The 16692-nt window shown below is 70.5% G+C and carries 15 protein-coding genes; 7 read left to right on the top strand and 8 right to left on the bottom strand.

Translation table 11 applies throughout. The features are described 5' to 3' along the window. Positions 1-6: 6 nt before the first annotated feature. The gene (locus QRY02_RS17695) at positions 7-1173 is read right to left on the bottom strand and encodes a YbfB/YjiJ family MFS transporter (RefSeq protein WP_285992632.1); all 1167 of its coding nucleotides are present in this window, start codon (positions 1171-1173) and stop codon (positions 7-9) included. A gap of 78 nt (positions 1174-1251) precedes the next feature. Between QRY02_RS17695 and QRY02_RS17690 the strand changes: the two genes are divergently transcribed. Next, complete coding sequence (locus tag QRY02_RS17690) at positions 1252-1836, top strand: TetR/AcrR family transcriptional regulator (protein ID WP_285992631.1); 585 nt, start codon at positions 1252-1254, stop codon at positions 1834-1836. Positions 1837-1882: 46 nt separating this feature from the next. Here the strand turns inward: QRY02_RS17690 and QRY02_RS17685 are convergent, their stop codons facing one another. The 3 genes from QRY02_RS17685 to QRY02_RS17675 are packed head-to-tail and all read right to left on the bottom strand — an operon-like array spanning position 1883 to position 4728. After that, the gene (locus QRY02_RS17685) at positions 1883-2872 is read right to left on the bottom strand and encodes a PLP-dependent cysteine synthase family protein (RefSeq protein ID WP_285992630.1); all 990 of its coding nucleotides are present in this window, start codon (positions 2870-2872) and stop codon (positions 1883-1885) included. Continuing rightward, a complete protein-coding gene (locus tag QRY02_RS17680; RefSeq protein ID WP_285992629.1) occupies positions 2869-3516 on the bottom strand; it encodes a winged helix-turn-helix transcriptional regulator in 648 nt (215 codons plus the stop codon). Before QRY02_RS17680 ends, QRY02_RS17685 begins: the two co-directional genes overlap by 4 nt. A 12-nt stretch (positions 3517-3528) precedes the next feature. Further along, a complete protein-coding gene (locus tag QRY02_RS17675) occupies positions 3529-4728 on the bottom strand; it encodes a MalY/PatB family protein (RefSeq protein WP_285992628.1) in 1200 nt (399 codons plus the stop codon). Positions 4729-5324: 596 nt separating this feature from the next. Between QRY02_RS17675 and QRY02_RS17670 the strand changes: the two genes are divergently transcribed. Beyond that, a complete protein-coding gene (locus QRY02_RS17670; RefSeq protein ID WP_285992627.1) occupies positions 5325-5510 on the top strand; it encodes a hypothetical protein in 186 nt (61 codons plus the stop codon). Here the strand turns inward: QRY02_RS17670 and QRY02_RS17665 are convergent. Further along, positions 5445-6449 carry a carbon-nitrogen hydrolase family protein gene (locus QRY02_RS17665; RefSeq protein WP_285992626.1) on the bottom strand — a complete coding sequence of 335 codons (1005 nt, stop codon included), beginning with the start codon at positions 6447-6449 and terminating at the stop codon, positions 5445-5447. The genes QRY02_RS17670 and QRY02_RS17665 overlap by 66 nt on opposite strands. Positions 6450-6629: 180 nt before the next feature. Then, positions 6630-7598, bottom strand: a complete 969-nt coding sequence (locus QRY02_RS17660; protein ID WP_285992625.1) for an AraC family transcriptional regulator — start codon at positions 7596-7598, stop codon at positions 6630-6632. Positions 7599-7679: 81 nt separating this feature from the next. Here QRY02_RS17660 and QRY02_RS17655 point away from each other — a divergent pair, with 81 nt between their 5' ends. Beyond that, positions 7680-8507, top strand: coding sequence for an NAD(P)H-binding protein (locus tag QRY02_RS17655; protein WP_285992624.1), 828 nt, complete (start codon positions 7680-7682; stop codon positions 8505-8507). A gap of 48 nt (positions 8508-8555) precedes the next feature. Here the strand turns inward: QRY02_RS17655 and QRY02_RS17650 are convergent, their stop codons facing one another. Beyond that, positions 8556-11444 (bottom strand): glycosyl hydrolase family 95 catalytic domain-containing protein, encoded by a 2889-nt coding sequence (locus QRY02_RS17650; protein ID WP_285993857.1) that lies wholly within the window; start codon positions 11442-11444, stop codon positions 8556-8558. 277 nt (positions 11445-11721) lie between these two features. On the opposite strand from QRY02_RS17650, the gene QRY02_RS17645 reads away from it, so the two are divergent. After that, on the top strand, positions 11722-12210 hold the full coding sequence (locus tag QRY02_RS17645) for a hypothetical protein (RefSeq protein WP_285992623.1): 489 nt from the start codon (positions 11722-11724) through the stop codon (positions 12208-12210). Positions 12211-12274: 64 nt separating this feature from the next. Here QRY02_RS17645 and QRY02_RS17640 read toward each other — a convergent pair whose 3' ends face one another. Next, positions 12275-12859, bottom strand: a complete 585-nt coding sequence (locus QRY02_RS17640; protein ID WP_285992622.1) for a TetR/AcrR family transcriptional regulator — start codon at positions 12857-12859, stop codon at positions 12275-12277. Positions 12860-13305: 446 nt separating this feature from the next. On the opposite strand from QRY02_RS17640, the gene QRY02_RS17635 reads away from it, so the two are divergent. From QRY02_RS17635 to QRY02_RS17625, 3 genes are all read left to right on the top strand, one after another. After that, a complete protein-coding gene (locus QRY02_RS17635; protein ID WP_285992621.1) occupies positions 13306-14223 on the top strand; it encodes an extracellular catalytic domain type 1 short-chain-length polyhydroxyalkanoate depolymerase in 918 nt (305 codons plus the stop codon). A gap of 53 nt (positions 14224-14276) precedes the next feature. Next, positions 14277-15263, top strand: a complete 987-nt coding sequence (locus QRY02_RS17630) for an SGNH/GDSL hydrolase family protein (RefSeq protein ID WP_285992620.1) — start codon at positions 14277-14279, stop codon at positions 15261-15263. Between the two features lie 94 nt (positions 15264-15357). Further along, positions 15358-16647, top strand: coding sequence for a poly(ethylene terephthalate) hydrolase family protein (locus QRY02_RS17625; RefSeq protein ID WP_285992619.1), 1290 nt, complete (start codon positions 15358-15360; stop codon positions 16645-16647). Positions 16648-16692: the final 45 nt, after the last annotated feature.

Here is a 16692-nt window from a genome sequence, read left to right as displayed (position 1 = left end):
GTGGGTTCACCGGATCTCGGCGTCGAGATCCGAGGGCTCGCGGCTCGTGATGCGGGGCTTGGCCGGGACTGCCGCCAGCACCGCCGCCGCGGCGCACAGGGCCGCGGTCCAGGCCAGGGGAGCGGCGGTCGAGGCGTGATCGGCGAGGAGTCCGCCCAGCCACGGGCCGATGGTCTGTCCCGTGGCGAACAGCGTGGTGAACGCGGCGAGGGTGGCGGTCCAGCCGGCGGCGGGAACGGCGGTCCGGATGTGCGCGGTGACAGCGGCGGGAACAGCCATGAACGTTGCCCCGTAGACGATTGCGGAGGCGATCACCGCCGCGGGTGAGCCGGACAGCAGCGCCAGCGCCGCGCCGCCGGCCAGTGCACCGAGCACGAGAGCCAGGGCGCGCGTGCCGGGCCACCGGGTGATCGGGCGGCTCCACAGGGCCGGGGCCGCCATGACCGCGGCACCCAGCACCGTCCACGTGAGCACCACCTGCACGACCGGTGCGTGCCGGTCGGCCAGGTACACGGACAGGAAGGTGATGTAGGTGATGTAGCCGGCCGCGAACAGGAAGTACGCCACGGCGATCCGCCACAGTGGACGCAACCGCGCCACGCCCCGCGCATCCGCCGGCCGGTCCTCACCGGTTTCCGCCGCGGTCCAGCAGGCCAGGGCCGCCAATCCCGCGACGGCACCCAAGCCGAGCCACGCCACCTGCCAGCGATCCGCCAGGCCTGGAATGGTCGCGCCACTGAGGACGATCCCCAGTCCCGTGCCGGCGAAGTAGACCGTGATGGGCGCGCTGGATCCGGCGCGCCCGGCGGCTCGCGCCGCGATCACCCCACCCGCGACGAAGACCACCGCGCCGCTCGCGCCGGCCACCGCGCGGATGGCCAGCAGCACCGCGAAGACGTCACTGGCCGCCGTGCCGGCCAGTGCCAGCGCGGTGACGACCATGCCCCAGCGGAAGGCCGCGGCGGTGCCCCACCGGCGAACCAGGGCGGCCGTCGCCACGGCGCCGACCAGGTAACCCAGCCCGTTCGCGGTGCTGACCGCCCCGGCCTCGGCCAACGTCCACCGCAGGTCGTCCCGCATGGCCGGGACGAGCAGCCCGTAGGCGAACCGCGCGAGTCCCAGCGCGGACGCGGTGCCGAGCGCCAGCCGTGCAGCCGGCCAAGTCACGGTCATCGCCCTCCGATAGATCGAACCGATCGGTACGATCTGGACGCTAGCACATTGATCGAACCGATCGGTACCATCGTGGGCATGCCGGTCACCAAAGGCTCGACGATCGACCCGGAGCGGACGCGCACCGCGATCCTGCACGCGGCCACCGAGGTGCTGTACGAACGCGGGCTCGACGGCATCGGCGTCGCCGGGCTCTGCGCACGCCTCGGCGTGTCCAAGGAGACGCTCTACCGGCACTTCGGCACCAAGGACGGGCTGGTCCAGGCGGTCCTCGAAGCGCGTAGCGACCGGGTCATCCGCTGGCTGACCGATGCCGTCACGGCCGCGGGCGATGATCCCGCCGACCAGATCACCGCCCTGTTCGACGCTCTTCAGGGGTGGTACGACGAGCCGGCTTTCCGTGGCTGCGCGCTGCTCAACGCGGCCACCCAGCACCACACCGAGGCGGTCCGGACCATCACCGCCCGCCACCTCGGCCGCTACCTCGAACTCCTCACCGAGATCGCCGGCCGGGCCGAAGTCACCGACCCGCAGCTTCTCGGGCGCCAGCTGCTCATCCTGGTCGAGGGCGCCACCATCGTGGCCGACCACCACGACCGCGCCCTCGCGGGCGAACACGCACGCCAGGCCGCACTCGCCCTGCTTTCCGCCCACCGTTCCTGACGGCTCTCCGTCGGCGTCGGCGAATTCGGGCCGCCACCGAACGGGTCTAGGCGGCGGCCTTTTCCCGCCGGGCCACCGGGGACGAGCCGAGGAACTGGTCGCCGTACAGATCGCCGCGGTCCGGGAAGAACGTCAGGATGTTGCGCGCCCCCGTTGCCTCCACCAGCTTCCGCGCTCCCTGCAGGGCGATCCCTGACGTGCCGCCCGCGGAGATGCCGCGGCCGGCCAGCTCGCGCACGCCTTCCGCCGCTTCCTCGTCCGTCGAGTAGTACACGTCCTCCACCAGGTGCAGGTTGGAGCCGATCACCTTCGGGACGCAGTTCGTGTTGCCGATGCCGCGCAGGACGCTCGGGCCGGGCTCCAGTCCGAACGTCGCCGAGCCGACGCGGTCCGCCACGTAACACGGGATTCCCTTGGCACGCAGCATTTCCGCGAGACCGGCGAAGTGACCGCCGGTGCCGACCACGAAGATCGCCGCGTCGATCCAGTCGAGGTCCAGCTTCGGCTCGACGCTCGGCACCAGCCAGCGGCGGTACACCGCCGGGTTGAGGTCGGAGTTGTTCTGGTCCGTCCAATGCATGTCCGGGCGCTCGGCCAGCAGCGCCTCCAGCAGCTCCACGCGGGACTGCTGGGTGCCGCCGGTCGGGTGCGGGCCGCTGACGATGTGCAGCTCGGCGCCGAGCAGCTCGATCTTGCGCCGGGTGACCGCCGGGATGTTCGGGTCGGTGACCAGCTCGATCGGGTGGCCGAGAATCTTGCCGGCCAGCGCGAGGCTCACGCCGAGCGAGCCCGACGTCGACTCGATCACCGTCTGGCCGGGCTTCAGCAACCCGGCTTCGTAGGCCAGCAGCAGGATCCCGAACCCGAGGATCGACTTGAAGCTCGACTCGGTCGTGGTCATGCCGTAGATCGCGCGCAGCCGGCCGCGGCCACCGGCGATCGGGCCGCAGTCGAGCACCGGAAGGTCGGCGAACCCGTGCAGCATCCGCTCCGCGACGACCCGCGGCTCCTCGATGCCGCTCCAGTCCTCGATCACGAGACGATCCTTTCGGGAGCCGCGGGAATGGAAAACAGCCGGACGAACGTCGTGATCATGCTCGGATCACCCTTCGCCTCGACCAGGCCGAGCCACAACGCGTCGGTCGGGCTCAGTTCCCCGGACATCAGGTGCTTGAGCAGTGGTGACTCGATGACGAGATCGGCACCCGGCAGCGGGCCCTCCTCGACCGTGAGCACCCCGTCGTCGACGCGGGCGCCGACGACCAGCTCGCCGAAGCGCACCTCGAAGCCCGCCCGGATCCCGCGGGCGCGGTCCGGGCGGAACGTCGAGCGCAACGCGAGGATGGCGATGTCGATCGAGTAGAGGTCACCGGGGCTCGGGTCGCCGAGCGAGCGCGCGCCCCAGAGGCCGAGCTCCAGCAGGATCGGTTCCAGCGCTCGGCCGTACCCGGTCAGCTCGTAGGCGCCGGCCGCGCCGAGCCGGACCACCCCGGCCTCGACGAGGTCGGCCAGCCGGCGCGCCAGGATCTCCGCGGACACCCGCGGCAGCGTCTCGTGCAGTTCGGCGAACAGCTTCGGTCCCAGGATCAGGTCCCGGACGACGAGCACCGACCACCGCGAACCGATGATCTCGAATGCCCGCGCCAGGCCGCAGTACTGGCCGAGCGGTCGGTCTGTCATGCCGGGTTCCCTTCAGCTCGCCAGTCGTCGCGGTACCGCGACCGAATCGGTCATCCGGTCGAGGATCGCGCGCAGCACCGGGGTGGTGGTGCCGAAGTTGAGGCGCACGAAGCCGTCACCGCCGGGGTTGTACTTGGTGCCGGCGGCCAGTTCGACCCGCGCCCGCTCGAGGAAGTACCCGGCCGGATCGTCACCGCAGCCGAGCGCCCGGCAGTCCAGCCAGGCCAGGTAAGTCGCTTCCGGCGGGTGGTAACGGACTTCCGGCAGCCGCTCGGCGAGCAGGCTCCCGATCAGCCGCCGGTTGTCGTCGAGGTAACCGACCACCGTGTCCAGCCAGTCGGAGGCCTCGGTCCAGGCGGCGAGGCTCGCGCGCATGCCGAGCACGTTGACGTTCGGCCCGGCCGGCATCGCGGCGAGCTTTTCCCGCAGGGTCGACGGTCCCACGTGCCCGACCGCGCAGCGCATGCCGGCGAGGTTGTACGCCTTGCTCGCGCTGTACATCGTCACCGTCCGGGCTTCGAGCGCCGGATCGAGCGACGCGAACGGCAGGTGCCGGTGGGGCGCGTAGGTGAGGTCGGCGTGCAGGTCGTCCGAAATCACCGTGAGGTCGTGGCGCTCGGCGACCTCGCCGAGCGCGGCCAGCTCGGCCCGGGTGAACACCCGACCGGTCGGGTTGTGCGGGTTGACCAGGATCAGCACCCGGCACCCTTCGCGTGCCGCACGGCTGGCGAAGTCGTCGGCGTCGAACACCCAGCCGTCCGGGGTGCCGAACAACGGGATCGGCACCATGCGCAGGCCCAGCTGCCGGATCATCTCCGGGAACGGCCCGAACGCCGGCGTGTGGATCGCGACGCCGTCACCGGGCTGGGTGCTCAGCTCCAGTGCCGTGCGCACGGCGTGGGTCACGTCGGTGAACTCGCGGACGTGCTCCGGGGCGGGGAACCAGCCGTAGCGGGCCGACATCCGCTGCGCGAAGGCCGCGCGCAACGGGCTCGCGTTGTCCGTCCAATGGGGATAGCCGAGGTCACCCTGGGCGAGATAATCGCGCACCGAAGCCAAAATCGGCTCCGCGACCGGGAAGTCCATGTCCGCGATCGACGCCGGGAGCACGTCCGGCGCGGAAGCGCCCCACTTCACCCCGGGGCGGCACCGCAGGGTCCGCTCGTCGAGCCGATCGAAGATCAGGTACCGGGCTCTTTGCGATGCGCGCATGGCTCAAGAACACCGTGGTGGCAGGGGGGTTGTCATCTTCGGAGGTGCTCAGCGCCGATAGCAACCCCGGAGGTGCGTCTCATAGGTTGGACACCCCCTGCTGACTCGCGGTGACCCTGTGCCGGAGACGGAGAGGAACGCGATCCGGATCGCCGCGCAACACCCGAGCGAACCCGTCGAAGGTAATGGCGACAGTCCCTTTCCGCTGACCGAAATCCAGTACGCGTACTGGGTCGGCCGCGGACCGAACTTCGTGCTGGGCAACGTCGCGCCACACGCCTGCTTCGAGCTCGAGGGCCGCCGGCTCGACCCGGGCACGCTGACCACGGCGTGGAACCGGCTCATCGACCGCCATCCCATGCTGCGGGCGGTCGTCGGCACCGACGGCAGCCAGCGCGTGCTGCCCGAAGTGCCCCGGTTCGCCATCGACGTCGTCGACCTGCGGGACGCGCCGGCGGCCGAGGTCGAGGGCAAGCTCGAAGAGATCCGGTCGGCCATGTCGCACCGCGTGTACAACGCGGCGCAGTGGCCGCTGTTCGACGTGCGCATCAGCCGCCTCGCCGAGGCGGAGCCTGCATATCAGCCTCGACCTGCTGATGGTCGACCTGGCCAGCGTCACGGTGCTGTTCAGCGAATGGCAGCTGCTCTGCGAGAACCCGGCGCACGAGCTCCCGCCGATCGACGTCTCCTTCCGCGACTACGTGCTCGCGCAGCTACTAGAACACGCGACGGTCGTCGCTCCTGCGGTCGTCCTGGACGAAGTGCGGGTCGTAGACGCCTGAGCGTGCTGTGCGCCGCCACAGCCGTGCGAAATTCCGGGGGCCGCCGGCGAGATCGACGATCGTCAACGACGGCTGCGCGTCCTCGAGGCAGCGGGCGACCCATCGCCCTGCGGGATCGATCACGCCGGACGGTACGCCGGAGAGCGCGTCCTGCGCCGGTCCGGCGTAGCTGACCCAGTAGCTGTTGGTGGCTGCGTGCGCCTGCGCCTGGGTGGCGAAGGTGCCGTCGTCGGTTTGCCGGCCCGGCCCGGCTGTCGAGAACAGGACACAGTCGACGTCGAGCCGTTCGTACTCGATGAACAACTCGGGGAAGTGGACCTCCATGCCGAGCAGGAGGCCGAACCGCACCCCGTCGACGTCGAAGGTCACCGGAGCCGCTCCCGGCGTGTACATGTGGGTGACCTTGGTGTTCGACAACATGCGCTCGTCGTAGCGCGTGACCACCTCGCCCCGGTCGGAGATCACGTACAAGCTGTTGTGCGGGCGGTGCGGCGGCGTCAGGCGATGCACCGAGCCCAGAACGGTCCACAGCCTGAGTTCCCCGGCCGATTCCGCAATCGCGGCCAGCTCCTGCCGCAGCACATTCCACTCGAACCGGTTCCAGTCCGCCGGCCCGACCTTGTCCGGGCCGTCGACGGACATGATCCGCTTGTGGGGAGAACAGGTCACGCCTTCGGGAAAGTGCACGAGTGCCGCACCCGCCTCGTGCGCCTCGCGCATCAGCCGGCGTACGTCGCGCCCACTGTCCCGCAGCCCCGCGCTGTCGCGGGGATCTTCGCGCAGAACGGTCTGTGCCACGGCCAATCGCAACTGCTTCGTCTCGGCCACGACCTCGCCTGCCGGAGTTCGCCGGAAGTGCCGGAGAGCAGTCGTGTACGACTGCCCGGTTTTGGCCGCGCGGGTACGAACCCTGCGTTTGAAGTTCTTGTTCGCTGTCATCGAAGTCCTTCCGCACCTCGGACGGAGGTTCCCCCAGCGAACATCACGCCCGAGACGGACGGACAAGGACACCGGCCCGAGACGAAAGGTCCCTTTGCCTCCGTTCGAGACTGCGCTGGGGGCAGTCGAGAGAGGTCCGGCGTGAGCCACGCCGGAGATCACCGTAGCACGGCCGGCCGTTCAGCCGCCGGTCGTTGCGGGGGTGTCTGCGCACTTGCGGCGCCAGGCCGAGGGGCTGACGCCGCGGGCGCGTTTGAAGGCGACGCTGAAGGCGAAGGCGTCCTCGTAGCCGACCGTGCGAGCTACCGTGGCGACGGTTGCCTCGGTGTCCCGCAGCAGGTCCGCCCCCAAGGTCATCCGCCAGCCGGTGAGGTAGGTGAGCGGTGGCTGGCCGGTCAAGGAGGTGAAGCGGGCGGCGAAGGCGGCGCGGGACATGCCGACCGCGGTGGCCAGCGCGGCCACTGTCCACCGGTGGGCGGGATCGTCGTGCATCAGGCGCAGCGCGTCGCCGATGGTGGGATCTTCCAACGCCCGGTACCACGCCGGGAGCACGGCCTGCGGCCTGGCACACCAAGCGCGCAAGGCCAGCACGAGCACCAGGTCCAGCAAGCGGGCGAGGACGGCGTCCTGGCCGGGTTCGTCGCGCGCGATCTCGGCGGCGAGCAGATCCAGCGCCGGCCGGGTTCGCGGCCCGGCGGACACGACCGCCAGCGGCGGAAGCATGTCCAGCAGCCGGGCACCGGCGTCACCGTGGAGCTCGTAGGCGCCGCGCAGCATGGTGGTTGCCCCGGGCAGGGTGTCGCCGTAGGTACGGGGTGCCGAGTGCCGTTGGGCCTGCGCCGGCACCGCGCCTCCGCCGGGGAAGTGTTTCCTCCCCTGGTGGATCACGAACCCGGGTGGGGTGGCCGGGTCGTCGGCGATCGTGTGCCGGCCGGGTCCCTTGATGAGGGCGATGTCCCCCGGGGCGAGCCGCACCGCGGCGGCACCGGCGTCGTCGAACCTGGCCGAAGCGCACCCGCCGAGCGTGGCCACGACGGTCAGCGGTGGCGGATCGGCGTAGGTCACCGACCACGGTGGCCGCCGGATCAGCTGCCGGACTCGCGTGTTGCCGGCGCGGGCCCGGACCAGCAGATCGCTCAGCACGTCCACCCGCCCATCGTAGACGATCACAAAGGCACTCCCGACGTTCTCCCATGGATCGTCCTCGAGTGGGGGAGTTGGCTGTCCGGAATGCAGAACATTCTCATCGTCGGCGGCGCCGGGAAGACCGGTCGCCGCATCACCCGCCGCCTCAGGGCCGCCGGCCGGGCAGTGCGAACGGCTTCCCGCACCGGCGGGGACATCGCGTTCGACCTCGCGGACCCGGCAACCTGGGCACCCGCGCTCGAGGGCGTCACCGCCGCTTACGTCGTGGAACCCGACCTGCGGGCGAGCGGGGACCGCATCCCCAGGTTCGTGGCCGAAGCGGTCACCGCGGGGGTGCGGCGGCTGGTGCTCCTGTCGGCCGGCGGCGTCGGCGAGGCCGACGACCGCCACCCGCTCAAGGCCGCTGAACACGCCGTGCGCGCCTCCGGGCTCGACTGGACCATCCTGCGCCCGGACTGGTTCTCGCAGAACTTCAGCGAGGGACCCTGGGTGCCGGAGGTCCTCGCCGGGACGCTGTCCCTGCCCGCCGGCGAAGGACGCACGCCGTTCATCGACGCCGAGGACATCGCCGAAGTCGCCGCGGCGGCACTCACCGAAGACCGCCACCGGGGCCGGATCTACCAGCTGACCGGGCCACGGGCCATCAGCTTCGGTGAGGCGGCCGACCTCATCGGCAAGGCCACCGGACGCACGATCCGTTACACCGACGTCGCCCCCGAGGCCCACATCGAGAGCCAGGTCGCCAACGGCATCCCGCCCGACATCGCGCGGCTGCTCACCGGCATTTTCGTCGCCATCCGCGACGGCTCGGCCCCCGAGCCCACCGACGGCGTGGAACGGGCCCTCGGCCGGCCCGCCAGGCCGTTCGAGGACTACGTCACCGAAACCGCCGCCGCCGGTCTCTGGAACTGACCCGGCCGGCCACCCGGGTCCGGTCTCCCGGCGAGAAGGGCGGTCGGATCAGGCGTCGACGATCTGCCACTGCTGGTTGGTGCCCGTGTTGGTCGCCCAGGCGATCACGCGGGCGCCGTCGTTCGCCGAGCCGCCTTCCACGTCCGCGCAGAGGCCGGTGCGGACGTTGACGAGCCGGTAGTAGCCGTCACCGGTGTCGGCGAGCTTCCACCACTGGTTGTCGCTGCCGGCGTCCTGCGCCTGGTCCAGCTGGGTGCCCTGGCCGGCTCCGGCCGGGCTGTCGAGCAGCCGGCCGCTGTTGCGGTTGACCAGACGGACCGAGCCGTCCGGATTGGACAGGCGCTGCCACTGCTGGTTGGCGCCGCCGGACCAGGTCCACTGGACGACCTTGACGCCGTCGGCGGTTCCGCTGCCGGTGACGTCGAGAACCTTGCCGCTGCGCCGGTTGACCACCCTGACGTACCCGCCTTGCGGGGGCTGGGACAGGGAGACGGTGATGTCGGTGCGCTGGTTCGCCGTCAGGGACACGACTCTTGCGTAGCCGCCGACGGGCGAGGTGGTGACGGGCGCGGAGGTGGTCACCGACGTCATGCCCCGGCGGCTGATCAGCGTGACGTCCTGGTCGATGGCCGACGTCACGGACAGCGTGGCCGTGCGGGCGGACAGGTCCCAGGCGAGACTGTGGACCCGGATCCGGCCACGCGCCCGGACGCCGGTGATCGAGCCCTTGGCCAGTTGTGCGGGCAGGGCCGGGAGGATCTCCAGCACGCCCGGCCGGGAGTAGAGCAACGCCTCGGCCAGCACGCCGGGTATCGCGTGGGCGGCGTCGGCGTTGTAGGTCTGCAGGTTCGGGTTGTGCGACGTCATCAGCGACCGGAAGATCATGGTGTTGCCGATGATCTTGCGGAGGTTGGCGTAGACCTTTCCGCCGTCCTTCAGCCGGGCGGCGGCCAGCGCCCGGTGCAGGCTCCCGTGGGCGGACAGGTTCTCGTCGCCGCGCAGTTCCAGTGCCCGCAGCGCGGGCGCGATCAGCTCGGGCCGGGTCTCGGGGTTGATCTCGTGCAGCGGCCAGGCACCGTACAGGTGGTGGACGTGCCGGTGGTTGTAGTTGTCGTTGAGGCTCGGCCAGGACCACTCCGCCAGGGCGTTGTCCCCGTTGATCCGGTACGCGGGCAGTTTCCCGAGCAGCGCCGTCCAGCGCTGGACGCCTTGCCCGCTGCCCTGTTCCACGCCGAGCGCGTTGGCCGCGGAAATGGCGGCTTGGAGAGCGTGCTTGCCGGCCATGATGTCGCCGGTGGCGTTGACGGACAGCAGCACACCGGTGTTGCCGGGCGCGTTCTCCATCGAGAACGACGGGACGAACACGACTTTGCCGCCGGCGTCCGTCCGGGTCAGGAAGTCCTCGTAGAACAGCGCCAGTTCCATCAGCGCGGGGCCCAGCTTGTCCCGCAGGAACGCCTGGTCGCCGGTGACCTCCCAGTACTCGACGAGCGGGTGGAGCAACCAGTCGGCGCCGCCGGTCCAGGTCTGGCCGGGGAACCCGGCGTCGAAGTGGAGCATGTGCCCGTACTCGCCGTCGGTCCGGGACGGGGCGAGGAAACCGCGGGCGCCGTAGAGGTTCCGGGCGTTGGTGCGCCATTGGGCGAGCTGGCCGAGGATGAGGGTGAAGTAGCCCTGCATGGCTTCGGGGGTGTCGAGGGTGTTGCCGCCGGCGACCTGGAGGTTGATGTTGGCGTCGGTGGTGAAGTCGTCGGCCCAGGCGCCGGTCCACGTGCCGGTCCAGATCCCCGTCAGCCGCGGCGGCAGGATCCCGCTGGAGCTGATGAACAGGTACCGCCCCGAGTCGTAGAGCCGCTCCAGCAGCGCGATGTCGATGACGCTCCGGTTGTTGTTCTGCCGGGTGATCAGCTGGCTGATCGGCAGTGCCCGGTCGGCGGCGGAGACGTCGAGGTCCAGCCGGGAGCGGTCGTACCAGGCGGTGTGGATCGCGGTGTGCCGTGAACGCAGTGCGCTGTAGTCGGTGTCGACCGCGGCCAGCGCCGCGTGCAGCGGCTGGGAATCCCACGCGTTCGGCGTCTCGTACCGGTCGAGCTTGGTGAGCAACAGCAGCCGCGACGCTCCGGACACGACGATGGTGGCTCCGCCGGCGGAGACGGTGCCGCCGGTCGGGACGACGCGCGTGACGCCTTCGTAGCCGAACGCGCCCTGCCCGGAAGGGTAGGTGCCGCGCAGGTTCAGGTAGCCGGAACCGCTGCCGACGGTGGCCCGGGTCGTGAAGCCCACGCTGCCGGGCACGCCGTCCAAGGCGGTGTTCACGCTCAGGGTCGCGTCGATCGTCCGCCCGGGCGCCGGCGTCAGTTCGTGGACGATCACCCGGTCGGCGCGGGAGACGAACGCCCGGCGGGTCCACGTGCCGGTGCCGTCGGTCCAGCCGGCGGTGACCTCGCCGGTGCGGAAGTCGGTCACGCGGCTGTAGTCGTTGGCCGTGGTCATGGCCGGCGTCGCGATCCGGAGTTCGTACGCCGGGTGGTAGGTCTGGGTCCAGCGCAGCGACCAGCCGGCCGCGAAGTCCCGGTTCGCGCCGGCGTAGTCACCGGCGAGCGCCTTGTCCCGGACGCCCTGCAGGCGTCCCGAAATCACCGGCGGGGTAACCGATCGAGAGCCGTTGGGCAGGACGAAACGGTGGTGGTTGAAGATCACCTTCTCCAGCGTCGGCGCGCCGTACAGCGTGGCGCCGTACTCGCCGTTGCCGGTCAGGAAGCCGTCCGTCCAGGACGTGGCCGGGCTGGTGTCGTAGATGCCGCGCTCGGGCGGGGTGATCTGCGGCGGAACGGCCGCCGATGCCGCGCCGGCCAGGAACCCCCGGGGCAGGGCGGCGGCCCCGGCGGTCAGCGCGGCGGCGGTGAGGAAGCGCCTGCGGTCGACGGGCAGGTCCATCACGCAAACTCCTTCGTCCGGTGGCGGTCCCTCGGCGCGCAACGTCATGTCTCGGCTCGGGAGGGCCGAGACATGTGATGGATTTTGGGCTCTTGATCTCGCTGATGTCCATACCTGGAGGCATCGGCGGGCCAAGATGCCGCCGTACGGCCCACTTTCGGCCGACATGTGGCGGCTGGGGGCAATGGGCATGAAACTCTCTGGTCGTGAAAGATGTGATGTCTCAGTCCGGAAGGGTTGCCGATATCCTCTCGGAAACCGCAAGAGGGGGAGTTCCGTGGCTACTGTCGAGCGCACGCTCAGACCGATCGTCGTCCTGCTGTACATCAACGTGGGGATCAGCGTCCTGCTCACGGTGCTGACCTTCGTGTTCAAGAGTTCCGTGCTCGATTACCAGGTCCAGCACATGGTCGAGGCCGGGAAGGTCCTCCCGGGCCGGGAGGCGGCCACGCGGAGAGTGCTGGAGGGCACCCTCTGGATCCGGCCGTTGTCGATCCTGGTCGTTTCGGTCGTCTACGTCCGTTTCGTCGCGCGGCTGAAACTCGGCCTGCGACGCACTTACTACCGGCTCCTGGCCGTCGCGATCATCGGCGCGGGTGCGCTCGCCTATCTGATCGTCATCTCCCAGTTCCCGGTCTGGTACCGCGTCATCCAGGGTGTGCAGGGACTCGTGCTGCTGAGTTTGCTGCCGATATTGGCCACCAAGGACGTCCGGGACCACTTCGCGCCGCAGCCGGAGGCGATGAAGATCTGGGACGACGCGTAGTGGTGACGATTCGCTGACCTCGATGAATCGGCCTGCGAAGTAACGCAGTCGCCTCGGGCTCCGGTCAGTGGTTTTGCAGGGGGTTGGGGCCGGCGCCGATGCCGCGGAGGAGCGTGTCGACGACGAGGGTGGCGAGGGCGTCGGTGTCGCTGTCCGCCTCGTCCCGGTCTTGGCTCGCTTCGTGGATCAGGGCGTAGTAGCAGCGCCGTGCCCAGGCGAGGTCGACGTCGGGGCGGAACACGCCCGCCGCCTGTGCTCTGGCGAACAACTGGTCGCAGCGGGCGAGCACGTCGGCGTGGACGTGCGCGACGCCGGGGTCCGCCGAGGGCGCCCGGTCCATCGCGAAGGTCGAGCCGACCTTGACCCGCAGGACGTTCGCGGTCACCTGGTACAGGGCGACCAGGGGTGGCGTGGTTTCCGGGTGGGCGGCGACGACCGCGGCGTGGAACTGCTCGGTGGCCCAGGCGGTGAGCGCGCTGATGAGGGCTTCGCGGCTGGTGAAGCGCCGGTGGACGGTGGTGCGGGCGACGCCGGCGGCTTCGGCGATCTGCTCCATGGTGGCGGCGGGATGGCGCCGCAACGTCTTCTCGGCCGCCGCGAGGATGTTGCGCACGGTGCGCTCGGTGGTGACCGGCGCCGGCCGGGGCATCGGGCTGGCGATCCCACGTGATCGTCGAAGGCCGCCTGGTCGTCCGGGACAGCACCCGGGAACGAGCCCGGCTGACCGCTCTTGACGCGGTGTGTGACGCAGGCACCTGCCTAAGGAATGCGTTTTCCAAGTCGCGGTCAGCCCGGCGTCCCAGGAGGCGGTGCACGTCGCCGTCCGGGCCGCGTGGTCGACCGGGCGCCGGACCTGCCGGCCGAGCTCGTCGTCCGCGAATCGGCCTGCCCGGACCCGGTACTTATCGTTCAGTTGCAGTCGGAAATTTGTCACCGTTCCCGTGTGCTTTCACGAAATTCGACAGTGGGCGGTATTGCCTCCGCCTCAGGGGTGCGGTTGCATGTTTATCGGGACTTCTTGCAGCCGGCTGGGCACATTGGGAAAGCGCTTTCTGAACCACGGTTCAGCCGTGAGCCGCCCCCAGGAAGGACACCATGGTCAGAGGAAAGATGTTCCGCCGCCTGCTCGCCGTGCCGCTGGTTGCCGCGGCCTTGGTCGCCGGGGCGCCCTCGGCGTCCGCCGCATCGCTGACCCGGGTCACGAACTTCGGGGCGAACCCGTCGAACCTCCAGATGTACCTGTACGTGCCGAACACCGTGAAGCCCCGGCCCGCGGTCCTGGTGGCGGTGCACTATTGCACCGGTTCGGGCCCGGCGTTCCACGCCAACACGGAGTTCGCCCGGCTGGCCGACCGCTACGGGTTCATCGTCGTCTACCCCTCGGTGACGCGGGCGGGCAAGTGCTTCGACGTGGCCTCCCCGCAGGCGTTGCGGCACGACGGCGGGAGCGACCCGGTGGGGATCGTGTCCATGGTTCGGTACGTCCTGCAGCGCTACGACGCCGACGCCGGCCGCGTGTTCGCCACGGGCCACTCGTCGGGGGGAATGATGACGAACGTCCTGCTCGGCGACTACCCGGACGTGTTCAAGGCGGGCGCTGCCTTCGCGGGGGTCCCCTTCGGCTGCTTCGCCACGACCGACGGGTCGGAGTGGAACAGCCAGTGTGCGAACGGCCAGATCATCAAGAGCCCGCAACAGTGGGGCAACCTCGTCCGCGGGGCGTACCCGGGCTACACCGGGACGAAGCCGCGGATGCAGCTGTGGCACGGCACCGCCGACGATGTCCTGCGCTACCCGAACTTCGCCGAAGAAATCAAGCAATGGACGAACGTGGCCGGCATCGGCCAGTCGCCGGCCACGACCGACCGCCCGCAGCCGAGCTGGACCCGCACCCGGTACCCCCTGGGGAGCACCGTCCAGGTCGAGGGCATCAGCGTCCAGGGCGGTCCGCACAACGTGCTGGTCAACGGCATGGCCCAGTACGCCATCGACTTCTTCGGACTGTCCCGTTAGGACGAACTCACAGAAACGGACGGACAATGCCGATCGGTACGAGAGCGCGAGCAGTGACGCTCGCGGTGGCGGTCGTGGCCGCGGTCACCACCGTGGCGCACCCGGCCGCGGCCGCCACGGGTGACGGCTCGCCGTCCGACTCGAACATCAGGTACTTCGGGCGGTGGGACACCCGGTCGCCGGGCGCCTACGTGCCCGGGTGGACCGGCGCCTACGCGGTGGTGGGCTTCACCGGCACCACGGTGAAACTGCGCCAGCGCGGCAGCGTCGACCTGTACGCCAGCCTCGACGGCGACGCGTGGGCGTCGTACAAGAACGTGAGCGGGACGGTGAACCTGACACCGGCCCGGCTGCCGCCGGGCACGCACACCCTCCGGGTGGCCTACCGACAGGACGCCGGGTCCTACCACGGTGACGAAGTGTTCCAGGGCGGGAGCCTGGACTCGGGCGCCCACACCGTGGCGGTGACCGTGCCGTCGCGGATCATCGAGTTCGTCGGCGACTCGATCACGGCGGGCTACAAGGCGTCCAAAGAGGCGCTGACCGCGTACGGCTGGGTGGCGGCGGAGAAGCTGGGGGCCGCGCACACCGAGATCGCCCGCCCCAGCGTCTGCCTGTACCCGGCCTCCGGGTGCATCGGCATGCGGGACCGGTACTTCAAGACCGGTCTGGACACCAGTACGCCGGACTGGGACTTCTCCCGCTACCAGGTCAGCGACGTGGTGATCAACCTCGGCACCAACGACCGCGCGCACAGCGTGACCGGCGCCCAGTTCCAGGGCGCGTACGTCACGCTGCTGCAGCGGATCCGCGCGAAGTACCCGAACGCCACCATCCACGCGATGGAGATCTTCAAGCAGTGGTACGCCACCGAGACGAAGGCCGCGGTCGCCGCCCGCAACGGCGCCGGCGACGGCAAGGTCCGGTACGTCTCCACCGAAGGCTGGATCGACCCGGCCACCGATACCGCTGACGGCACCCACCCGAACGACGCGGGGCACCGGAAGATCGCGGCCCGGCTCGCCGCGGTCATCGGGTGACCACGGCCCCCGCGACCAGCCGCCGCACCCGAGTTTCCCGGTGACCGGGTGAGCTGCCCGCCCGCAGTGCACGTCAAGGAAGGGATGCGTTCGCATGTTCGGTAGATCGAGATGGGCGGTGGCGCTGGCCGCCGCCGCGGTCGTGCTCGGGATCGTCACGCCGGCCGGCGCCCGGCCGGCCTTCGCCGCCGACAACCCGTACCAGCGGGGTCCGGACCCGACGACGGCGAGCGTCGCGGCCACGCGAGGGACCTTCGCGACCGCGGAGCAGACCGTGGGCGGTGGGAACGGCTTCGCCGCGGGGAAGATCTACTACCCGGCCGACACTTCCCAGGGCTCGTTCGGCGCGATCGCGATCGTTCCCGGGTACACCGCCACCTGGGCGGCCGAAGGCGCGTGGATGGGGCATTGGCTGGCCTCGTTCGGGTTCGTCGTCATCGGGATCGACACGCTCAGCCGCAACGACTACGACACCGCCCGGGGCACCCAGCTGCTGGCGGCCCTGGACTACCTGACCCAGCGCAGTTCGGTGCGGGACCGCGTCGACACCCAGCGGCTGGCCGTGATGGGCCACTCGATGGGCGGGGGCGGCGCTATGTCCGCGGCACTGCGCCGGCCTTCGCTGTGGGCCGCGGTCGGTCTGGCGCCGTTCAGCCCGTCGCAGAACCTGACCACCGATCGTGTCCCGACGCTGCTGCTGGCCGGGCAGAACGACGGGACGGTCAGCCCGTCGAGTGTTCAGAGCCTCTACAACGGCGTTCCGGCCGGAGTGGAGAAGGGGTACCTCGAACTGGCCGGTGCCGGGCACGGCTTCCCGACGTCGTCGAACTCGGTGATGATGCGGCGGGTCATCCCGTGGCTGAAGATCTTCGTCGACCACGACACCCGCTACAGCAAGTTCCTCTGCCCGTCATTGGCGGATCCGACCGGCATTTCGGGCTACCGCAGCACCTGCCCGCTCGACGTCCCGGGTGGCGGCGACCCCGGCCCCGGCGACCAGGCGTACAGCCTGGTCGGCGCGGGCTCCGGCAAGTGCGTCGACGTACCGAACGCGTCCCAGGCGAACGGCACCGCGCTGGTCGTCTGGACCTGCAACGGCGGGACCAACCAGCGCTGGACCCCGACCTCCGCCGGTGAGCTGCGGGTGTACAACGGCACGAAGTGCATGGACGCGGGAACCGGCCAGCCGGGAACCGGCGTGACGATCAACTCGTGCAGCGGCGGCAACAGCCAGAAGTGGACGGCCGGCCCCCGCGGCACGATCACCAACGCGCAGGCCGGTGCCTGTCTCGACGCGTCCGGCGGCGGCACCGCCGACAACACGCCGGTCATCGTGTGGAACTGCACCGGCGCCGCGAACCAGGTCTGGACCCGCCAGTCGTGAGAGGGCGGGGAGGCGGCCGGCCGCCTCCCCGCTCCGCACCGGGAA

This window comes from Amycolatopsis sp. DG1A-15b, from assembly GCF_030285645.1.
Classification (GTDB): domain Bacteria; phylum Actinomycetota; class Actinomycetes; order Mycobacteriales; family Pseudonocardiaceae; genus Amycolatopsis.
Note: the sequence above shows the minus strand (reverse complement) of the source record. Positions and strands in the feature narration are given on the sequence as shown.

Coding starts and splice junctions, on each gene's coding strand:
- QRY02_RS17695 (WP_285992632.1), bottom strand. CDS start 1,173: ATGACCGTGACTTGGCCGGCTGCACGGCTGGCGCTCGGCACCGCGTCC.
- QRY02_RS17690 (WP_285992631.1), top strand. CDS start 1,252: ATGCCGGTCACCAAAGGCTCGACGATCGACCCGGAGCGGACGCGCACC.
- QRY02_RS17680 (WP_285992629.1), bottom strand. CDS start 3,516: ATGACAGACCGACCGCTCGGCCAGTACTGCGGCCTGGCGCGGGCATTC.
- QRY02_RS17675 (WP_285992628.1), bottom strand. CDS start 4,728: ATGCGCGCATCGCAAAGAGCCCGGTACCTGATCTTCGATCGGCTCGAC.
- QRY02_RS17670 (WP_285992627.1), top strand. CDS start 5,325: ATGGTCGACCTGGCCAGCGTCACGGTGCTGTTCAGCGAATGGCAGCTG.
- QRY02_RS17665 (WP_285992626.1), bottom strand. CDS start 6,449: ATGACAGCGAACAAGAACTTCAAACGCAGGGTTCGTACCCGCGCGGCC.
- QRY02_RS17655 (WP_285992624.1), top strand. CDS start 7,680: ATGCAGAACATTCTCATCGTCGGCGGCGCCGGGAAGACCGGTCGCCGC.
- QRY02_RS17650 (WP_285993857.1), bottom strand. CDS start 11,444: ATGGACCTGCCCGTCGACCGCAGGCGCTTCCTCACCGCCGCCGCGCTG.
- QRY02_RS17640 (WP_285992622.1), bottom strand. CDS start 12,859: ATGCCCCGGCCGGCGCCGGTCACCACCGAGCGCACCGTGCGCAACATC.
- QRY02_RS17635 (WP_285992621.1), top strand. CDS start 13,306: ATGGTCAGAGGAAAGATGTTCCGCCGCCTGCTCGCCGTGCCGCTGGTT.
- QRY02_RS17625 (WP_285992619.1), top strand. CDS start 15,358: ATGTTCGGTAGATCGAGATGGGCGGTGGCGCTGGCCGCCGCCGCGGTC.